Genomic DNA, 269 nt, shown 5'->3' with positions numbered 1-269 from the left:
GCTCGCTGGCACATCTGCTGGTCTACCGTGTCGGAGAAAGACGGAACATGCAGGTTGCGCTGATTGTATTGAGGGTCGCTACTGTAGAATCCGGGTTTGTTGTTGTGCCAGCCATAGACGGCATTATTTTCTACGCAGAATGCGGAAAGGTATTTGGTGCAGTCGTACTGCTTCGGGATGATGAACAGGTAGCGGCTGTCTTTCGGGAAAGGAGTACCGTAGCAGGTGCATTGGGTGCTGACCCAGGTATCAGGGTCCTGCACATAGTG

1 protein-coding gene is annotated in these 269 nt (G+C 52.8%); it reads right to left on the bottom strand.

The window, feature by feature from the left end:
* The coding region (locus HMPREF2527_RS09815; protein WP_210390344.1) for a hypothetical protein at positions 1 to 269 on the bottom strand (269 nt) is incomplete at both ends.

The organism is Rothia sp. HMSC071B01 (assembly GCF_001808945.1).
Lineage (GTDB): Bacteria > Actinomycetota > Actinomycetes > Actinomycetales > Micrococcaceae > Rothia.
Note: the sequence above shows the minus strand (reverse complement) of the source record. Positions and strands in the feature narration are given on the sequence as shown.